Origin of the sequence: Brevibacillus sp. AG (genome assembly GCF_028369215.1) — a bacterium.
Lineage (GTDB): Bacteria > Bacillota > Bacilli > Brevibacillales > Brevibacillaceae > Brevibacillus > Brevibacillus porteri.
On the sequence record NZ_JAQMYO010000026.1, the window covers coordinates 1 to 17697 of the forward strand.

The 17697-nt window shown below is 43.4% G+C and carries 18 protein-coding genes and 1 pseudogene; 6 read left to right on the forward strand and 13 right to left on the reverse strand.

Annotated elements, in window-relative coordinates; all coding sequences use genetic code 11:
- Positions 1-148 precede the first annotated feature (148 nt).
- Positions 149-1358: pseudogene (locus POF51_RS31605) on the forward strand (tyrosine-type recombinase/integrase).
- A 40-nt stretch (positions 1359-1398) separates the two neighbouring features.
- Here the strand turns inward: POF51_RS31605 and glnA are convergent.
- From glnA to POF51_RS31645, 8 genes are all read right to left on the reverse strand, one after another.
- Entirely contained in the window at positions 1399-2733 is a 1335-nt protein-coding gene (gene glnA, locus POF51_RS31610) for a type I glutamate--ammonia ligase (RefSeq protein WP_007719084.1), read from the reverse strand.
- A gap of 35 nt (positions 2734-2768) precedes the next feature.
- Positions 2769-3179: a MerR family transcriptional regulator gene (locus POF51_RS31615; RefSeq protein WP_015891641.1), complete on the reverse strand. Its 411-nt coding sequence runs from the start codon at positions 3177-3179 to the stop codon at positions 2769-2771.
- Positions 3180-3348: 169 nt separating this feature from the next.
- Positions 3349-4626: a methionine gamma-lyase family protein gene (locus POF51_RS31620; protein WP_017249222.1), complete on the reverse strand. Its 1278-nt coding sequence runs from the start codon at positions 4624-4626 to the stop codon at positions 3349-3351.
- Between the two features lie 7 nt (positions 4627-4633).
- Entirely contained in the window at positions 4634-5926 is a 1293-nt protein-coding gene (hflX, locus tag POF51_RS31625) for a GTPase HflX (protein ID WP_017249223.1), read from the reverse strand.
- A gap of 84 nt (positions 5927-6010) precedes the next feature.
- Positions 6011-6928 (reverse strand): RNA ligase family protein, encoded by a 918-nt coding sequence (locus POF51_RS31630; protein WP_271756742.1) that lies wholly within the window; start codon positions 6926-6928, stop codon positions 6011-6013.
- A gap of 384 nt (positions 6929-7312) precedes the next feature.
- Complete coding sequence (locus tag POF51_RS31635) at positions 7313-7774, reverse strand: hypothetical protein (RefSeq protein ID WP_139135897.1); 462 nt, start codon at positions 7772-7774, stop codon at positions 7313-7315.
- Between the two features lie 83 nt (positions 7775-7857).
- Positions 7858-8613, reverse strand: a complete 756-nt coding sequence (locus POF51_RS31640) for a hypothetical protein (RefSeq protein WP_271756743.1) — start codon at positions 8611-8613, stop codon at positions 7858-7860.
- A gap of 762 nt (positions 8614-9375) precedes the next feature.
- Positions 9376-9567 (reverse strand): hypothetical protein, encoded by a 192-nt coding sequence (locus POF51_RS31645; protein WP_244521660.1) that lies wholly within the window; start codon positions 9565-9567, stop codon positions 9376-9378.
- A 132-nt stretch (positions 9568-9699) separates the two neighbouring features.
- On the opposite strand from POF51_RS31645, the gene POF51_RS31650 reads away from it, so the two are divergent.
- Together POF51_RS31650 and POF51_RS31655 are read left to right on the forward strand one after the other, a co-directional pair.
- Complete coding sequence (locus POF51_RS31650; protein ID WP_069844682.1) at positions 9700-10296, forward strand: hypothetical protein; 597 nt, start codon at positions 9700-9702, stop codon at positions 10294-10296.
- Between the two features lie 162 nt (positions 10297-10458).
- Complete coding sequence (locus POF51_RS31655; RefSeq protein WP_069844681.1) at positions 10459-11409, forward strand: AAA family ATPase; 951 nt, start codon at positions 10459-10461, stop codon at positions 11407-11409.
- A gap of 30 nt (positions 11410-11439) precedes the next feature.
- Here the strand turns inward: POF51_RS31655 and POF51_RS31660 are convergent, their stop codons facing one another.
- Both POF51_RS31660 and infC read right to left on the reverse strand, forming a co-directional pair.
- Complete coding sequence (locus POF51_RS31660; protein WP_069844680.1) at positions 11440-12192, reverse strand: DUF4184 family protein; 753 nt, start codon at positions 12190-12192, stop codon at positions 11440-11442.
- 21 nt (positions 12193-12213) lie between these two features.
- Positions 12214-12699 carry a translation initiation factor IF-3 gene (infC, locus tag POF51_RS31665; protein ID WP_069844679.1) on the reverse strand — a complete coding sequence of 162 codons (486 nt, stop codon included), beginning with the start codon at positions 12697-12699 and terminating at the stop codon, positions 12214-12216.
- Positions 12700-12899: 200 nt separating this feature from the next.
- On the opposite strand from infC, the gene POF51_RS31670 reads away from it, so the two are divergent.
- The 3 genes from POF51_RS31670 to POF51_RS31680 all read left to right on the forward strand — a co-directional run bounded on the left by POF51_RS31670 (position 12900) and on the right by POF51_RS31680 (position 15191).
- Positions 12900-13367, forward strand: coding sequence for a MarR family winged helix-turn-helix transcriptional regulator (locus POF51_RS31670; protein ID WP_198674289.1), 468 nt, complete (start codon positions 12900-12902; stop codon positions 13365-13367).
- A 47-nt stretch (positions 13368-13414) separates the two neighbouring features.
- A complete protein-coding gene (locus tag POF51_RS31675; protein WP_017249234.1) occupies positions 13415-14647 on the forward strand; it encodes a multidrug effflux MFS transporter in 1233 nt (410 codons plus the stop codon).
- A 112-nt stretch (positions 14648-14759) separates the two neighbouring features.
- Entirely contained in the window at positions 14760-15191 is a 432-nt protein-coding gene (locus POF51_RS31680; protein WP_069844678.1) for a VOC family protein, read from the forward strand.
- A 133-nt stretch (positions 15192-15324) separates the two neighbouring features.
- On the opposite strand, the gene hfq is transcribed toward POF51_RS31680, so the two are convergent.
- Genes hfq through POF51_RS31695 form a run of 3 tightly spaced genes read right to left on the reverse strand, consistent with a single transcriptional unit; the run spans position 15325 to position 17335 of the window.
- The gene (gene hfq, locus POF51_RS31685; RefSeq protein WP_007719110.1) at positions 15325-15564 is read right to left on the reverse strand and encodes an RNA chaperone Hfq; all 240 of its coding nucleotides are present in this window, start codon (positions 15562-15564) and stop codon (positions 15325-15327) included.
- Between the two features lie 29 nt (positions 15565-15593).
- Positions 15594-16553 carry a tRNA (adenosine(37)-N6)-dimethylallyltransferase MiaA gene (miaA, locus tag POF51_RS31690; RefSeq protein ID WP_069844677.1) on the reverse strand — a complete coding sequence of 320 codons (960 nt, stop codon included), beginning with the start codon at positions 16551-16553 and terminating at the stop codon, positions 15594-15596.
- Positions 16550-17335 (reverse strand): class I SAM-dependent methyltransferase, encoded by a 786-nt coding sequence (locus POF51_RS31695; RefSeq protein WP_069844676.1) that lies wholly within the window; start codon positions 17333-17335, stop codon positions 16550-16552. The genes miaA and POF51_RS31695 overlap by 4 nt, the downstream gene beginning before the upstream one ends.
- Positions 17336-17697 lie beyond the last annotated feature (362 nt).

Consider the following 17697-nt stretch of genomic DNA (forward strand, 5'->3'; position numbering starts at 1 on the left):
CAACGGTTCCAGAAAAAATTAAACCAGCGTGCCCCGGTTGAATACCGAAACACGCTGGCTGCTTAGGCTTTTTTAATTGTGTCTACTTGACAGGGGTAAGACCACTGGATGCGCTTTTTTTGAATACAATTTTATAAGGAGTGATTACATGGCTAGTTTCAGAAAGCGAGGAAAAAAATGGGAGTATCGACTAAAATACACTGATCCCTTCACTCAGGAATACAAAGAAAAAACAAAAGGAGGTTTCGCAACTAAGAAAGAAGCACAACTTGCAGCCAACGAATTTGAAAGCAGCTTATTGGAGGGATACGAGCAAAAGGATTTACCACTCCAAGATTTTCTTATGATTTGGTTAGATGAGTATAAAAAAGACACTGTGCGTAAAAATACCTTTAAATTGCACAGCAGGAACATTACAAATCATATTGTTCCATATTTTTAAAAAATCATGTTACAAGATTTAAAACCAATTATGTATCAAAAATTTATTAATCATCTTACAGAAGATAAAGACTACAGTAAGCGAACTATTGAATTGATCCACTCAACTCTAAACAATGCAATGGAAAAAGCATTAACACTTAATAAGATCGAAAAGAACCCCTGCAACGGTGTTACCATCAAGGGGCGCGAAGAAAATAAGACCGGTATAAAATTCATGGAAACAAGTGATATTCCCCGATTTTTACAAGCAGTACACCTTTACGGCTATATTTATTGGCTATATTTTAAAGTGCTAATTGAAACAGGTATGCGCAAAGGTGAAGCAGGAGCTTTACAGTGGTCGGACATAGATTTTAAGAATATGACGATAAGTATCAATAAAACACTGGACTTTCAAGCAAAAGACAAAAAGTGAGCTATTTGGCGATACAAAAACTTATAACTCAACTAGAGTTATTCGAATGAGCAAAACGTTAGCTGATGATCTAAAGCAACATATGAAGTATCAAAACCAGGAAAAGCTGGCTTTAAATGAGCTTTACCACCACGATCTGAATCTCGTATTAACTAGAAACGATGGTAATTACGTCCCTAAATCGTCACTCTTTAATGCTTTCTCACGTACTCTCAAAAGATTAGACATTCCCTCAATCCCTATTCACTCTCTCAGACACACTCACGCAGTGCTATTATTGGAAACTGGAACTGATATGAAATACATCCAAGAACGATTAGGTCATGGCAGTATCCAGATCACTTCGGATGTATATGCCCACATCTCAAAGAAAATTGAATTAGATAACATGGACAAGTTTGAAAGCTACATGGAAAGTGTCTACTCCGAAAAAAATAGTGGGCAAATCGTGGGCAAAAATGTAAAACCTCTTAAAAAATCAAATTTGCCCACCAATTAGAAAAACCCCTCGCACCTACAGGCACAAGGGGTTTCGCTTATTAGTAAGCAGTCATGTATTGCTCGCGCTCCCAATCGTGAACGCGTGTGCGGAACATATCCCACTCAATTTCTTTCGCTTCAATAAAGTGTACCAATGCATGCTCGCCCAATGCTTCGCAAATCACCGGATCTGCTTTCAGGCACTCGATTGCTTCCTTCAAAGTAGCAGGCAAGTTCTCGATTCCGTTTGCTTCGCGGTCTTGCTCGGTCATCACGTAGATGTTGCGATCAATGGCAGGTGGTGGCGTAAGCTTGTTTTTGATTCCGTCCAAACCAGCTTTCAGCATAACTGCCAACGCCAAGTATGGGTTCGTTGCAGGGTCTGGGCTGCGTACTTCAATACGCGTGCTCAAGCCTCTGGAAGCAGGGATACGGATCAATGGAGAACGGTTTTTCGCAGACCAAGCTACGTAGCAAGGAGCCTCGTAACCAGGAACCAAACGCTTGTAAGAGTTTACGAGCGGATTCGTAATCGCAGTAAAGCTACGAGCATGTTGCAAAATACCTGCCAAGTAATGCTTCGCTGTTTGGCTCAGTCCCATTACATCGGACTCGTCATAAAAAGCATTTTCTTTACCACGGAACAGCGATTGGTTCGCGTGCATACCGGAACCAGCTACACCGTACAGCGGTTTTGGCATGAAGGTCGCATGCAGACCGTGTTTTTGCGCGATGGTTTTAACAACCAGTTTGAACGTCAAAATTTGGTCAGCTGCTTGAAGTGCATTTGCATACTTGAAGTCGATTTCGTGTTGACCTGGAGCTACCTCGTGGTGAGATGCTTCCACTTCAAAGCCCATTTTTTCCAACGTCAATACGATATCACGACGGCAGTTTTCACCGGAGTCGAGTGGAGCAAAGTCGAAGTATCCACCTTGGTCGTTCAGATCCAGCGTAGGCTCACCTTTTGCGTCCAGCTTGAACAGGAAAAACTCAGGCTCTGGACCTACGTTGAATGCTGTGAAGCCCATTTCTTCGGCTTCTTTCAGGGCACGCTTCAGGATGTAGCGCGGATCTCCTTCGAATGGAGAGCCATCTGGCATGTGGATATCACAGATCAGACGTGCAATTTTGCCAAACTCATTGCCCCACGGGAATACAACCCATGTATCCAGATCAGGTACCAGGTACATGTCGGATTCCTCGATACGAACGAAGCCTTCGATGGAAGAACCATCAAACATCATTTTGCCATCGAGTGCTTTTGGCAATTGGGACAGCGGGATTTCTACGTTTTTAATGATCCCCATCAGGTCGGTAAACTGCAGTCGGATGTACCTTACGTCCTCTTCTTGGGCCATGCGCATGATGTCTTCTCTTGTAAACTTGCTCACATTTCTCTCCTCCTGTCTCTATATCGGCTTTCTATCTAGTGGAAGAAGCGGGAAAGCTCTCCACGTATCAATGCACCCTCGCCATGGCGAGTGGCATCGCGATACATAATCTGTTGCCTTAGGAGCTGATGCAGCTCTTTGTCGGACATGTCCTTGCGTTTCTCTTCGGACGTCGTGGTAATCTCTGTTTGTTCCATAGCAGGCTCTTGCATTTGCAGGACTTGCTTGATCCCTGCAATATTCAGTCCTTTTTCAATCAGAGCCTTGATCTCCAACAAGCGATCTACGTCGTTGAAAGAAAAGAGCCTCTGCTTCCCTTCTGTGCGGGCGGGCTGAATCAGGTCGTTTTGTTCGTAATAACGGATTTGCCTCGCAGTGAGATCCGTCAGCTTCATGACGATCCCAATGGGAAAGAGGGCCATATTCCGGCGAAGGTCATCACTCATGACTTGTCCCTCCTGTTTCGTATTTCTTAGTCTTATTCTATTTTATAACAAAATCCCTGTCAATAGATGTTAGATAATATTACACAGAAAGTTATGTACAGTTTTTTCACATAAAAAAACGACATCCTCCATCATCCAGAGAATGCCGTCCGTTCCATGCGCTTTTATCCTATTCACCCGGAATTTCGAGTAAGCCTTTTTCCAGCATCCCGTTCAACGCCGTCAAAATCCCCACTTTTACGTGCGAGTACGTCAACCCGCCTTGAACGAAGCCCAAGTAAGGTGGACGAATTGGGCCATCTGCCGAGAATTCGATGCTCGCCCCTTGAATAAACGTACCTGCTGCCATAATCACAGGATCAGCGTACCCAGGCATTTCACTTGGATACGGAGTGACGTGTGAATCGACTGGTGCTGCTTTTTGGATCCCTTGGCAAAACGTAATCAGTCGTTCTGCACTGCCGAATTCCACGGATTGAATCAGGTCGGTCCGCGGCTCATGCCACAGTGGATTTGTTTTGAAGCCCAGACGCTCCAGCATTGCCGAAGAGAATACCGCTCCTTTTAAAGCTTCTCCCACTACGTGTGGGGCCAAGAAAAAGCCTTGGAACATCTCCAGTAGCGAGTAGAGCGATGCACCACCCTCTGCGCCAATTCCCGGTGCTGCCATCCGATACGATGCGAGCTGAACCAAATCCTCGCGTCCTACTATATAACCGCCTGTCTTGACCAAGCCGCCACCCGGGTTTTTGATGAGAGAGCCTGCCATGATATCTGCACCTACGTGCAATGGCTCTTGCTCCTCCGTGAACTCTCCGTAGCAGTTGTCTACAAATACAATCAGATCAGGCTTGATTTCTTTTACAACCCGTATCATTTCTTTGATTTTCACAATGGTAAAAGAAGGTCGATCTGCATAGCCTCGCGAACGCTGAATCCCAATGACCTTCGTCTGTGGTGTAATCGCTTGTGCGACTGCCACAAAATCAATTTCACCTTCTGGCGTCAAAGGCACGTAGCTATAACCGATGCCGTAATCCTTGAGTGAGCCTTGCCCTTCGCCGCGCACACCTACTACTTCTTCAAGCGTATCGTATGGCTTGCCCGTAATATAGAGAAGATCATCGCCTGGACGAAGAATACCAAACAATGAAATCGCAATCGCATGTGTACCCGAGATAATATGGTTACGCACCAATGCCGCCTCGCCACCAAACACTTCGGCGTAAATCGATTCCAGCGTTGCACGTCCAGAATCATCGTAGCCATAGCCTGTGGATGTTGAAAAATGAAATTCATTGACTTCATGCTTTTGGAAGGAACGCAATACTTTCAGTTGATTCGTATCCACCAAAGCGGAAATTTGACGATGTCTCTCTGAGATTGTCGCTTCCACCTCCATTACGAGGGGGCGAAGCTTTTCTCCATGGGAAAAATATGAAAACATCTGTTACTTACCAACTCTCTTCAACAGTCTCTGGTTTATCCAGGAGGAAAGGAACAATCCTGCCGTATATCGGATTATCCTTGTTCACACGAACGGTGATCAAGTAGGCCGCTTCCTCTTCATTAAATTCTTGTTCCATCTCTACCCCATCCCGATGCAATAAGGAGAGAATGTCTCCGCGCTCAACAGGAACGCGCAGCTTCATTTCATTGAAAGATTGCAGGGCAAATGACTCAATCCGGGTGAGCAGTTGCTTCAGGTCATTTTCCCGCATGGCAGAAATCAGAATCGATTCGTCTGCACGCGGCAAGTAAGAGCCCTCTGTGAGCATATCTGCCTTGTTGAAAACGACTAGCTGCGGAATTTCTTCTGCTTTTAGCTCGCGCAAAATCTTGTCTACGACTTCCATGTGTACTTGGAAATCAGGGTGATGACTATCCACCACATGCAGGATGAGGTCCGCTTCCTTCACACCTTCTAGCGTCGAACGGAATGCAGCGACCAGACTCGTAGGCAAGTCTTGAATAAAACCAACCGTATCCGTCAATAGCACATCCAGTCCGCTCGGCAACTCCAATTGCCTAGTCGTCGGGTCCAAAGTGGCAAACAGTTTGTCTTCCTGCAACGTGTCTGCATTCGTAAGCTTGTTGAGGATCGTCGACTTCCCAGCATTCGTATAGCCGACCAACGCAATCTGGAACACATTGTTTTTCTTCCGACGCTCCCGATGCAATTGTCTCGTCCGAACCGTATCCTCTAATTGCTGTTTGAGTTCACTAATCCGCTTGCGAATATGACGACGGTCGCTTTCCAGCTTGGTTTCACCCGGACCACGCGTACCGATTCCGCCCCCGAGACGAGACAGTTGCTTTCCTTGCCCGGCAAGCCGAGGCAGCAAGTAGTTGTACTGCGCCAGCTCTACCTGGATTTTCCCTTCACGTGACTGTGCACGCCCTGCGAAAATATCCAAAATGAGCTGCGTACGGTCAATCACTTTGCAATCAAAAACTTTATCCAAATTACGAGTCTGACTCGGAGACAACTCATCGTTGAAAATGATGACGTCCACATCCAGCTCTTCAGCCCTCTGCGCGATTTCATCAATTTTTCCTGTCCCCAAATACCAGGCAGAATCAACCCGGTCCCGATTTTGCGTGATGACGTCCAGTACTTCTACACCAGCAGTAGCGGCCAGCTCATGCAATTCTTCCATGGAAAGACGGGTTCTTTCTTCATTCCGGTTATCTAAATAGCAACCAATCAGTATGGCTGTTTCTTTCGTTTTGATCAGATCGTTCACCGATTCACGCCCCTTCATGCACTATCATACCACATTTTGCCCAAAACGTTACGGCAGCAGGGCATGCCAACTGAAATCCTTGCGTCATGGGTTACCTGCCGCTTTCTCTGAGAAAATCTCCTTCACGAAAAGCGGAATCACTTTGCTAATCACTTTGCGGAGTTCTTTCTCATCATATCCATCAGGCAGGGCATCCGCCTCTTCCTTGAGGAGATCTTCATGAATGCGGAGATTCAGATTTTTCAGGATAATCCCCGTGTCTTTTACGCCAAATGTCTTTTCCAATACACCTTCATCAATCAGTTTGTAGAGAAACTTCTCCACACGTGCGAGCGTCACATACTGCTCTACAAACAATACTTCTTCCGACTTCGGTTGATTCGGGTCTTTCGGTGGCTTTTGACGCTTGACTTCACTAAATACGTCCGTGACGATTTTGACAAATAACTGTCGTCCAAAACGATCCCGGTAATCGGCATTTTTCACGACGATGCCCTCACCGATTTCTTCATCCCGGAACTTGCCACCTAGAGCTGTTTTGCCGACAAACGATCTGAGATGCTCTTCCCCTTGGTAATCCCCCTGATAAAAGACCGGTACGAGTTGCAAGCCAAGTCGCTGCGCTTCCCTTTCCACGATCGCGAAATCCACATATTCGCAAGCAACGGTATCGTACATATCAAATAAAAAGAACTGCTTTTCATACTGAGGATATTTAATTTTATGCGGATTCAACCACTCTCCGAAATAAACCATGCCCGCCACGATTTCCTCTTTTGGGAGCTGTTGTGTCCATTGAAAAAAGCCGTGCAGATTCTCTTCCTCATGCAATTCCATATTTCGAGAGAATGTCCGGATGCTGTTCGTTTCTTCATCATATCGAAAGCTTGCATTTGCTCCGTCAAGCTTTTCTTGAATGATAATGAAATCCCCTTCGCTAAATACACCTTCTGTCGTTTGATGGCCGAGACGTATGACGTCCGTATACTTCTTTTGCTCCATCTTAATCCTCCGCATGTTTGGTAAAGCCCTTTATTTTGGAAAATTATATCATATTATGGAATTTCGAATGGGAAACATCGAAGAAAACTGAACGACCATCACTCTACGCTCACGGAGTAATGGTCGTTTACCTTTCCTCTTTGGTTAAATGACTCACTTCTCCCGTTTGTGCATTCATTTGCAGAATAATATCTACTTCATTATCGTAATCTGTAGCTTTAATCTGCCAATGATCTTTCTGTCCATTTGCACTTTTCATAATGATTCCGTCATCATGTTCTTCTATTTTTCTGATATGAGTATAAACTACTGTATCAGCACTTTAACCCCGATTAGTGTTCCCTCATTCAACTTTAGATTTATTATTCAAACATAAAATCATTCCTATGGGATATATGGTGGCAATCCCATTACTTTAAAAGAGTCGTCTATTTTTTTCACAGTGTATTCAATTTGCTTACCGTTCTCAAACGATGTATCATCCAAATATTTAAAAGAAAGTTTGTAAATATACTCTTCATCACTGATCTTGGTTTTTTCAATTATCGTATCGATTTTTACTATGTTTCCTCCATTGATTGTACAGTAATTCTCAAAAAGCTTTTTATAATCATCTTTGGCAACTGACGGATTGTTTCCAATCAAGGATTCATAATCACCACCATACAATTTTACCATTGTGTCATAGTCTTGTTTACTCAAAGCATCAAAATATTGATTCAATACTACATCCGGATCTTGATGGTTTTCTTTCACCTTTTCATCTGCTGGAAGACATCCTGCTAATAGAGTAGTCAGAATATAACAAAGCAAAATCCACATACCCTTCATTAGATTTCTATGCAAAATATCACATCCCCCTACTGTCGTTAGAATAAAAGCTAAGATACCCAATAATATGAATATCTTAGCATAAATGTAAATTCGCTTTATTCTTTTATCGTATAAGGTGTGTAACTTTGAGCATCATCCCAACTTCTATAGTACGACTTTGCTTTGTCTCCTGTCCCGTCAGTTGTTGCTTCATAGGTATAAAATCCTTTAGGATTGTCTGATCCTTTTTTGACTGATTCCAACATCCAAACATGTCCTTTTCTAAGCCCGATGTCACCTGCTTGGAAGTCATACCAGCTAGTCTTTTTAAATTTCTTCGTCAAATTAGAGGTTCCAAATTTGTCGCCTAATTCATATGCAGATGATATAAAACCACTGCAATCAATTCCTGCTGTACCAGACGAACGGTAGTCTAGGTTCGTATTTACGTTGCCTGCCGTATCCCCTTTTGATATGCTATCCTTAAAATTTTTCCCTGAAGAGTTTGAAGTATCTACACCATCATATCCTCCCCAGTTATATGGAATACCCTGTTCTTCAACCGTCTTCGAAACTTTTGCCAAATGATCAGGCGGTGTAGTGTTTTTAGTTGAAGAAGTCTTCATTTTCTTAGGATTGTAATCCCATGAGATATATGTCATTTCTTCTGCTCGTTGTAACGCAGTATACCAATCATTTGCTTGAGCTTTTGCTTTAGAACTTCTAATCTCAAGCTTTTCTTCGTCAAAGAATGCTATATTTTGTTTATCTTCAGGTTGGATTTTTTTAAGAAGTTGCTTGTCAATATTAGTTTTTTTTTCATTAGTAAAAGGGAGTTCAAATATCTCTACGGAATTCTTCTTTGTGATCATTTGATATGCTTTACCATCTTTTGTTACATATAAGAACTTAAACGGAATCGCAGTAAAATAAGTATCTTTTGTGGGAATTGCGAGGGCAGTTCCAATTTGCTCACCATCTTGATAACGCCCTACTCTTGTTTCAACATATAACCCTTCTCCAATTACCGCTTCCTTTTCAACAATTAGCTGTTCCCCTTCTTTTGTGCTTCTTAACAGTGCTGTTTCAACAGGAACATGATCATATTGTTAGATCAAATTTAATTGAATCACTCTTCTCATTATTAAAATAAAAAAATGTTGTGATTTGTGATAGAAGTTGAATTAATCAACAAAGAAGTCATAGACCTCCGGCCCCCTCACTCTGATAAAGATTTTAGATACATCCTCCAGAAATGAACGCTTCTTTTTCAAACTGATCTTTAAAGACTTCAGAATATTAATGCTAAGAACATGTTTTCTCGTTTTGATTCAACCTTTCGTTTTCCTTCTTTGTGCATGTAACTCAACCTTCACCAAACACTCGATCATGATTGCTTCTTCTAAAATCAACTATTCATTTAGTCTTTGTTTTAAAGATGTTTTTGCAACTCGGGTAAATATGCGACCTGTCGTTATACGGATACTAGCAGAAATCATTAAAACACTGAGACGTTTTCTGTCTACACAAAGTAGACAACGTATCTTGAGATAAACGTACTTGCAAGCAAATATACTAGAGTAACATAGAGAATAAATATTGTGATATCGAGTACTTTATTTGTCTTACTTCGATTATTTAACCCCAACCTTTTGACACCCAGATAAATGATATAGAGCGCCACAATATAGAAAATAACTAAAATTAAAAGGCGCAGAATCTCCAAATGCATGTTCATCACCTAGCATATAAACAAATACTTTTCCGAAAAACAAGAAAGTCCCAGAGAGCAAGAATATCATCAAGTATTCTATTATTTTCTTCATAGGATTTACCTCCTTGCTAACACACGCCTACAAACCACTCCAATAATTTGATATCCTGTTTCATCATCATTACTTCCAGATTAAGTTAAGATATTGTGAGTATCATCACATTGATGAAAAGGTGTGTAGTGAATGAAAAAATTAATCACAATGATTTCAACGGCAGCTTTAGTTGTTGGAGTATGGTCAGCGCTAGCTTTTAAAGAAATCAAGGAAACAGCACACGCAGACTCTCATAGCAATGCTTTGGCTAAAGTATATAAGTCAACTGACGAGTTGGTTGAAAACTCAAACGTGATTATCAAAGCAAAATTACCAAATGAGTACAGAAAAGAACAAGTTTCTGAAATCGTATTTTATGTATATGAAGTTAAAGTAGATAAAGTATATAACAACGAGACTGACCAAAAGATTTCAGAAGGTGATACTGTCGAAGTTTATCGTGTTATTGGTTTCGACACTGGCGGAGGTAAAGAAATGGCTGACATAGTAGCACCTAAATTTCAAGAATTAGAGCAGGGTGAATATCTCTTGTTCTTAAATGGTAGTTACGATGAAGATCTTAAGAAGCACATCTTGATCCCAAATTCACCTCACCAACTCTATAAATCCGACAACTCAGAAGGTTTGAATTCTAAGAAATCTGTTGATAGTCAATTTGAAAGCATATCTGAATCAGAAGCACTTCCTTCTATAAATGAAGACGATCTTCTTGATTCAATCAAGTAGTTTCCCATGGCACTTGTTTATCAGGTGCCTTTCTTATTTTAATAAAAACATCATTTTAAAATAATAATGACTTGTCCAATTCGATCTCTTGCGTAAAAATTGGCAGGTTTTCCGATGTTCCTGAGTATACTTTCTGTATGATGGTCAAGGCAGGTGAAACATGTGAAGCAAGCAGGAGCCATTCCTCAAACTGAGGTGCTCGAATCTTCAAGTAGTAATAATCGAATTCAAGTTGTATTCAATCGACCAGTAAGTGTTAAGCAGCTAAATACTTTACCTGAAATAGTTCGTACCACGTCGAGTTCAAATTTAACGACTGTTTTTGAAGAATTAGAAAGCCTGATTGGTTTACATGAAGCCAAGAAAACGATTTATGAAATTTATGCGCTCATCAAAATGAATAAAGCTAGGGAACGACACGGGCTTAAAATTGAGAAGCAAGTTTTCCATATGGTTTTTAAGGGAAATCCCGGTACTGGGAAAACAACAATTGCACGCCTTTTCGGAAAGATCTTTAAGGAAATGGGTGTTTTAACTAAGGGCCACCTAACCGAAGTGGAACGTGCAGATCTCGTTGGTGAATTTATTGGGCACACGGCACAAAAAACCCGTGATCTTGTTAAGAAAGCCATGGGAGGAATACTGTTTATCGATGAGGCCTACTCATTAGCTCGTGGCGGTGAAAAAGATTTTGGAAAAGAGGCTGTAGACTGTCTTACCAAATGCCTTGAGGACTTTGGCAATGATTTCGTCTGTATAATTGCAGGGTACAATGATGAAATGGATACATTCCTTGACTTAAATCCAGGACTGCCTTCACGCTTTCCCGTCCACATCAACTTTGCTGATTATGAGGTGGATGAGTTGATGGATATTGCAAATGTAATGGCAAAGAACAAGGAGTATAGAATCTCTGCTGAAGCAAGTGAAAAACTGAGAAGAAGACTGCTCACAGTAACGAGCGATCCGTTTCATGTAAATTTCAGTAATGCACGATATGTGCGAAATAATATTGAAAAGGCAATACGTGTGCAAGCTGTTAGATTGCTCAAAATTCCTGACCCAACTCGTGATGATTTAATGAATCTGAAGTCCGAGGATTTTTCAATTTAGAAACAATAAAATCCCTCATATTGAGGGATTTTACTTTTTCAATCTGAGCCTGTCCAAAGCGAAGCAGAGCACTACGATTCCAAGCAGTGATCCCGAGAGAAACGGAACCACTTGCTGCAAAGGATGGACAAAGGGCGAAATTCCTTTTACCAGGAATGCGTGATAAAAGACCGTCACGATACCAAACACCCCCACTCCGAACCAAAACAACCATTTTTCCAAGACAGGTACTTGTCTCATGACGATCTGTCTGTTTTTCCGCGCACTTCGCGCAATGACATACAAAATGGCCAATCCGCCGAAAAGGGTACTGCCGTGCTGTAGTAGCTTGTAAACAGGCACCTTATAATGGGCGATCGAGATCGTTTGTTGCAAGAACAAGAAGTGGTCTACCATACGTCCACCATCATGGGTAAAGGCATCCCATGCAATATGGCTCAGACTGCCGAGTAACGCTGAGTATATAAACACAATTACCGCTCGCCACGCTGGCATTCTGCTACCAATGTCTGTGTAGCCTAGTCCTCGTTCAATCCACTCTGGCAAACGTGCAAGCAATGGCTTTTTGACCACGTACTGGTACAAAACCGCTAATAGGATCGCGATGGGCAAATCAACCAGCCACAATCCGAGCATGGTGTGACTGTATACGCTGAATGGCTGCATCCGGAAGAAATACTCAAAATCGGGTGCCATACTGCCAAAAACGAGGGCAGAGAACGAAAACCACTTGCATTTTCGTAACGGCAGTACAATAGCCGGATGAGCAAAAGTAAAAGGCATGCGCTTACTCCCTTTTCGTCATTAGAGTGGCAATAGATTAGCAACTACCTGCTTGCCGCTTACTTGAATCCCTTTATCCTGTTTTCCGCAATGAGCCAGATCTTTGATGAACTGCTCAATTAATCGCTTGGCTTCCTGACTTTCCTTTTTCTCCAATTTTACAGTCAACTGCACAGCATCCCCGGATGAAAGAATTCGTTCTGCCTGTCTTTTTTTCGTATCGTAATCATGGTCTTCGATGTAAGCACTTAAACGAATTTCTTTTACTTTTACGCCTTTTTCAGCTTTCCGGTTTTTGGCGTTTTCCTTAATGACCTGTTCCTTAAAATTCGTTCGATTCACTAACTGACAAGGCGGCGGACTCGAAGCCAACGAAAGACATACCAGGTCCACTCCCTGTTCTTTTGCCATTTGAAGCGCTTCTTTTGTGGAGATGATTCCGAGATCTTCCCCATTTACCCCTGTTAATTGTACGACTGCCGCTTTTATTTTTTCATTCAGGATCATCTTATTCTCACCTAACCTGTTCATTCGATTTTCAAGGACATCATTACTTCTCCAAAGAATGCAGTGTATCCTTCCAAAGCTCGTAAATGCAAATCATTTTCATGACGAAGACCAATCGTTTTTGTATAATAGGACAAGGCATTAACTTACGGACGTCTTTCACAGAATATTCATTAGCAAACTAATTAATTGGGGGTACTTTGGTGGAGTTCAGTTATGCAACCGCATTAACCCATTCTGCATCGCATGTGATGAAAATGCATCGGCAAAATGTAGAATTTCTGATTCAAAAATACGACGTCTATCCGGGTCAACCCATTCTGTTGATGCGCTTGATTGAAAAAGATGGAATGATTCAAAGAGAATTGGCCCGAAAAATCGGAGTAAAGCCCGCTACGCTTACCGTCATGATTAATCGAATGGCCAAATCGGGACTTGTCGAGCGCAGAGCAGATGAACGGGACCAACGTATCTCCCGCGTTTATCTTACCGACAAAGGTCGGATGGCTACCAAGCATGTCAAAGAAGTATTACGCGTCATTGAGGAAAACTGCTTCATCGGATTCTCAGAGGAAGAAAAAGATGTTTTGCGGGGCTTGCTCGATCGTATGCACAGCAACCTCCAAGCTTTTTACTTGCAAAATACGCAACCGACTTCTGAGTTATAAAAAGCTTCTTTCCTGGAATAATAATGAGAAAGGTTTGACAACTTGCCGTGAATAATCTAGCAAAAGAACTTGATTCCACGTCCCTAACCGGCAATAAATCACGCCGGCTGTGGATGGCGGCGATTCTAGGATCGCTTTCTGCTTTTGGTCCACTGTCCCTAGATATGTATTTACCTGCACTTCCTATGCTTGCCGATGATTTGCAGACGAGCACCTCTATGACCCAACTCAGTTTGACAGCATGCATGCTCGGCCTGTCCATTGGTCAATTGTTCGCGGGGCCGATCAGTGACGTACGTGGTCGAAGAATCCCTCTAATTATCGGGCTCATTTTGTATGCGGTCTCTTCCTTTTTGTGTGCGGTAGCTCCCTCTATTTATACGTTCGTCTTGCTTCGCTTCGTACAAGGTCTTGCTGGTTCTGCTGGAATTGTTATCGCTCGCGCTACGGTTCGCGATTTGTACTCTGGGACAGAGCTGACGAAGTTTTTCGCCCTCTTGATGCTCATTAACGGAATCGCTCCGATCGCGGCACCTATCGTAGGGGGACAAATCCTCCAATTTACTACCTGGCACGGCGTGTTTGTCGTACTGGGCCTGATTGGTGCTATCATGTTTCTCGTCGTGCTGCTTGCTCTTCCAGAAACATTGCCACAAGAGCGCCGCTCCAAGGCGGGAATCGGCAATACACTGACAACCTTTGGTACCTTGCTGAAGGATCGCGTTTTCATGGGGTACGCCATCGCGCAGGGCCTGGTGACAGCTGCCATGTTTGCGTACATCGCCGGTTCGCCCTTTGTTTTTCAAAAAATATTTGAAGTGTCTCCCCAAACGTTTAGTCTCATTTTCGCGATTAATGGTGTAGGCATTATTATTGCGAGTCAAATCACAGGTAAGCTTGCAGGTAAAGTGAAAGAAACTTCCTTGTTCATTGCTGGGATTATCATTGCGGGAGTCGGCGGAATCCTCCTTCTGACGATGATTCTCCTACAAGCTGGTCTTATTGCTGTGCTCGTTCCCCTTTTCTTTGTCGTATCCAGTGTAGGGATTGTGGGCGCAACTGGATTTTCTCTCGCCATGCAAAATCAAAGCAAGGCAGCAGGAAGCGCATCTGCTCTCCAGGGGCTACTCTCCTTCATTAGCGGCGGAATTGTCGCTCCACTTGTGGGAATCAGCGGCGAATATACCGCAGTACCAATGGGGATCATCATTGCTCTTTCTACGATCGGCGCCATTGTCTGCTACATAGTCATGGTTCGTCGGAATTCATCAGCCTCCTGATCAATTCCCCTCTTGCAAACATACGTTCTGTGCATTACAATCACAGTATGGGCAAGAATAGTAAGTGGGTTTGACAAGTTGGTCATATGAAAACCAAGGGAGATGTTGACACATGGCATTGCGTTTGATTCCTTACATCGTTTTGAATGGTACTGCGGGTGAAGCGATTAGCTTTTATGAGGGTGCGCTAGGTGCTGAAGTGCTGTTCAAGCAAACCTTCGGTGAAATGCCGGAAAATCCGGAGTTCCCATTACCTGCAGAAGCCAAGAATCGTATCGGACATGCTACTATTCGCGTCGGCGAAACGGAATTGATGTTTTCCGATACCTTTCCAGGACAACCTCATCAACTTGGTGATCAAGTGACCATCTGCATCTCGACCGATGATAAAGAACAATCTCATAAGATTTTTGATGCCCTGCAAGAAGGCGGACAAGTGATTATGCCACTGCAAGAAACGTTCTTCAGCCCAGCATACGGCAATGTGAAGGACAAGTTCGGCATCACGTTCCAAATTTACACGAATAATCATTGCATGGAGTAATGTGAAAGCCCTGTTCGCTTCTATGGCGACAGGGCTTCTTTATTGCTTTTTGCGCTTAAGGTATTTCCATCAATCTCGCTAGATAATAAAAAAACCAGGATCACATGTATCCTGGCTGTTGGTGTTGCATCGCTTACTGTTGGTTGTTCTCCTGAGACATAAGCGATACAGGGCGTTGCGGAGTGAAAGTGGAGATCGCATGCTTGTATACTAATTGTTGCTTGCCTTCGCTATCAATCACAATCGTGAAATTATCGAATGCTTTAATATACCCGCGCAATTGAAATCCGTTCACAAGGTAAATGGTAACCGCGATGTTTTCTTTCCGCAAATGATTCAAGAACGTATCTTGAATGTTGATCGTCTGTTTCATGTACACTACCCCCTAAAAGGACTTGTATGTTATATATTCGGCAATTGTTGAAACTTTCCTGCCAATATTCGCTTGATAGTTTCCACGTTATTCCTCTGTTCTGCCGGATCAGTCATGTCAAACCATTGAATTTCTGCCATGCGACGGAACCAAGAAAGCTGGCGTTTGGCAAAATGCCGCGTTCGCTGCTGTATGTCATTCACTGCCTTTTCTAGCGTGATTTCTCCATACAGATAAGGAATGAGCTCCTTGTACCCCAAGCCTTGCATGGAGACCAGCGACGCGTCGTAGCCAGCATCCAAGAGCCCCCTCACTTCCTCAACTAGTCCCGCTTCGATCATGAGTTCGACCCGGTGGTTGATTCGTTCATACAGCTTTGCGCGGTCCATCGTGAGGCCGATCATCACCAAATCATAAGGGGAATGCTGCGCCCGCAGCTGAAAGTCGGACATTTTGTACCCGCTGCTTTCATAAATCTCCAATGCGCGAATCACCCGCTTTACATCATTAGGATGCAAGCGTTCGGCTGTAATCGGATCGACATCGGCCAGTCTGGCGTGCAGTGCTTCCACGCCTTCGCTGTCAGCCAATCTTTGCAGACGATCACGGAGCTCAGGATCTTGAGAAGTAGTGGAAAACTGAAATCGATGGGTAACCGATTCTATGTACAGACCTGTCCCGCCGACGATAAACGGGAGTTTACCACGTTGGTTGATGTCAGTAATCAACGTTGCGGCACTTTCCTGAAACATCGCGACAGAGTATTCTTCGTCTGGATTTTTAATATCAATGAGGTGATGCGGTATACGCGCAAGCTCCTCTGGTTCTGCTTTTGCGGTGCCAATATCCATTCCACGGTATACTTGCATGGAATCTCCGGAAATGATCTCACCGTCGAACTGTTCGGCCAGCTCCAAACTTAGCTGGGTCTTGCCGACCGATGTTGGCCCAATAATCACGACTAGCCTTTCTCTCTGTTGCAAGGTCACTCCCCTCCACCTATCTCTTTGTAGCTGTACACGACCTGCTGGCCGCGGGAGCGAAACGGTGTAAAACCGAAGCGCTCGTACAACCTACCTTCTTTTCCTTCTTTCATTACCACACGTTTTCTCGCAACTCTCTGCGCTTCCAAAACAGCCTCCTCTGAAAGAGCATCTGGATTGGCGAGCTCCCGGACTCCGGCGATCCCCGACGAGCTTTGTACAGTTATCTCGAACATAGGATCGAAATAAACGACGTCGAAGGAACGTGCAGGCAGTCCTCTTAGTACTTCTAGATGGTTGCCACATCGCACCTCAATACGACGCATGGCTTGCTCCAGTTCTTCCGCATCGGATGACCAGTGCCGTAGTCCATCTTCTACCAAGATGGCTAACAATCGCTCAGATTCGATGCCGACGACTTTCCCATTTGCACCAGTCGCGTGAGAAAATACAATAGCGTCAGCACCCAAACCCAAGGTTGCGTCCAGCACTTCATCCCCTGGATGAATTTGGCAAGCAACAAGCATAGTATCAGTATCGCCGCGCATGAGCCGCTTTATACGAAAAGCAGATGTATTCGGATGAAAAAAGAATGGTTTTTTCCCCGGCACTTCCAGACGTGCTCCAAGAGCGGAAACCACCAATACTTCTTCTACCCCATATCGCTTGCGCATTTGACCCAATGAATAATCGCGTCGATTCACAACCTGTAGCCCCAATGTACTAGCCAATTCAGCTGCGTGACGCAAGGTTTCTTCACCAGGCTCAAGTCCTGTCGTAACAATCACGCCTTTGTTCCCTTCCTTACGTCTTCGCCCTTTTTGACAAGAACTGCTGTTCTAGAAAAACGACTAGACGGTTTTTACATAAACGGTAACGATCATATTATTGTAAGCAGGATTAATTTGCCGGTCAAATAGAATCTGAACCAAACTGCTTTCCTCTTTACTATGACAATCATACCATTTTTTATGAAAGCACGTCGGACTGTAGTATGATTTTCCAGTCCATCAATTTCAACCTTGTATAAAAGACCCGTGAAGTTCTGGTCTTACCCCTGTCAAGTAGACACAATTAAAAAAGCCTAAGCAGCCAGCGTGTTTCGGTATTCAACCGGGGCACGCTGGTTTAATTTTTTCTGGAACCGTTC

Coding starts and splice junctions, on each gene's coding strand:
- POF51_RS31630 (WP_271756742.1), bottom strand. CDS start 6,928: ATGGAGCAAAAGAAGTATACGGACGTCATACGTCTCGGCCATCAAACG.
- POF51_RS31645 (WP_244521660.1), bottom strand. CDS start 9,567: ATGAAGAAAATAATAGAATACTTGATGATATTCTTGCTCTCTGGGACT.
- POF51_RS31680 (WP_069844678.1), top strand. CDS start 14,760: ATGGCATTGCGTTTGATTCCTTACATCGTTTTGAATGGTACTGCGGGT.
- POF51_RS31615 (WP_015891641.1), bottom strand. CDS start 3,179: ATGAGTGATGACCTTCGCCGGAATATGGCCCTCTTTCCCATTGGGATC.
- POF51_RS31660 (WP_069844680.1), bottom strand. CDS start 12,192: ATGCCTTTTACTTTTGCTCATCCGGCTATTGTACTGCCGTTACGAAAA.
- POF51_RS31650 (WP_069844682.1), top strand. CDS start 9,700: ATGAAAAAATTAATCACAATGATTTCAACGGCAGCTTTAGTTGTTGGA.
- hfq (WP_007719110.1), bottom strand. CDS start 15,564: ATGAAACAGACGATCAACATTCAAGATACGTTCTTGAATCATTTGCGG.
- POF51_RS31620 (WP_017249222.1), bottom strand. CDS start 4,626: ATGTTTTCATATTTTTCCCATGGAGAAAAGCTTCGCCCCCTCGTAATG.
- infC (WP_069844679.1), bottom strand. CDS start 12,699: ATGATCCTGAATGAAAAAATAAAAGCGGCAGTCGTACAATTAACAGGG.
- POF51_RS31640 (WP_271756743.1), bottom strand. CDS start 8,613: ATGATCACAAAGAAGAATTCCGTAGAGATATTTGAACTCCCTTTTACT.